This window comes from Cellulosimicrobium composti (genome assembly GCF_009711085.1).
GTDB classification, from domain to species: Bacteria; Actinomycetota; Actinomycetes; order Actinomycetales; family Cellulomonadaceae; genus Cellulosimicrobium; species Cellulosimicrobium composti.
The window spans coordinates 1-1361 of the sequence record NZ_WMKA01000105.1 but is presented as its reverse complement, the minus strand read 5'-3'; the positions used below and the strand labels follow the sequence as shown (position 1 = coordinate 1361).

Genomic DNA, 1361 nt, shown 5'->3' with positions numbered 1-1361 from the left:
ATCACCAGCCGCTACACCACTCCCTGGGACTTGACCGGGTTCACCCCAACTGCCATCGACGCCTGTCGACTGCTCATCCCGGTCGCCACGAGCTGGAAGTATGCCTCCCGCTCGCGCACCAACTTCCGCGGCCCATGCGGTGTTCGAACAGGCCGAACCTCGAACTCCATCGCGCAACCCCTCTACCTCAGGTGTTGCGACGACCGCTGGAACCCAAGGGGGGGATCTGGTCGGGGCGTCGTGTGCGAGAGCGTAGCGGTCCCCACCCACACGACGAGGCCGGCTCGCACCCTATGGGGTGTGGGCCGGCCTCTGCTTGTGCAATCCGGCAACTTGGAGATCTCCGCCGGCGCGGCGGCGTGGGAGCGTCGATGCAGGTCACTGCGTCGCGCGCGCGAGTCACGCGCGCTCGACGTTGTCGACGACCTACACAAGCCGTCGACGGCCTACAGAAGCCCGACGATGGTGACGACCAGCGCGCCGAGAGCGACCAGCGCCCCGATGGCAGTGAGCCTGAAGTTGCGAACCGCGACCCGCTCGCTCTCGCGCATCTCGGCGGCGTTGAGCGCGTGGGCTTGAGCGAGCATCAGCGCGAGCTCTCGCGCGTCGTACTCTGCCTCGTACCGCGCCGCGCGCTCCTCGACCGTCTCGACTCGGTCGCCGTTCGTCGTGCTCGTGCTCATGGTGTCCTCCCCTGCCCGTGCTCATCGGCACGGCCCTCTACTCGGATTCCTGTCAGTCGTTCTCCGTCGCGCACCTGCTCGTAGAGCATGGCGCGCGCACCCTCGTACGTCGCGGCCTCGACCGCGACCTCACGTACCGGACCGTCGGCCGGCTGCCCCGGCTCGGGCACGGCCTGGTAGGTGCCGTGGACGATCACGGCCGCTCGTTCGTCTCGTCGCGTNCGGCGCACCCGGGTGCCGGACGCGAGGTCCTCGACGGCCGGGGCCTGGTCGGCGTGGACGACGTCGGCCTGCTGGATCGAGTCCGCGAGGTTGAGCAGGTCTCGCCACCCACTGGCGCGGTCGATGAGGTCGTTTGCCTGCGACCAGGTCGCCTGCGCGTGCCGCTGCTCTTCGGTGGCCATGATCGGGTTCCCCAGCCCGTCCGTCGTCATCTTCCGCTCGAGGTCGCGCAGGTCCGTCGCGGCCGCCGCGCGCATCACGCGCAGCGCGGCCGCGAGGTCTGCCGGGTCGACCGCGTCGGCCAGGCGCGCGGCCACGAACTCCGTGGCCACCACGCTCGGCCACACGAGCGCCTTCGTCGGCTCGTTCGTCATGGTCTGCTCCTCAGCTCGCGTGGCGGTTCAGGTACTCGCTGGCGGCGTCGCGCAGCACCTCGGAGAAGGTGCGACCCTCGGC

At 70.0% G+C, this 1361-nt stretch carries 1 protein-coding gene; it reads right to left on the bottom strand.

Features of this window, described 5'->3' with window-relative positions; genetic code table 11:
• Window positions 1-446: 446 nt before the first annotated feature.
• Window positions 447-683: a hypothetical protein gene (locus tag GJV82_RS19150; protein WP_155100323.1), complete on the bottom strand. Its 237-nt coding sequence runs from the start codon at window positions 681-683 to the stop codon at window positions 447-449.
• Window positions 684-1361: the final 678 nt, after the last annotated feature.

Bases quoted from the DNA above. Each gene is read 5' to 3' on its own strand.
- GJV82_RS19150 (WP_155100323.1), bottom strand. From the start codon at position 683: ATGAGCACGAGCACGACGAACGGCGACCGAGTCGAGACGGTCGAGGAG.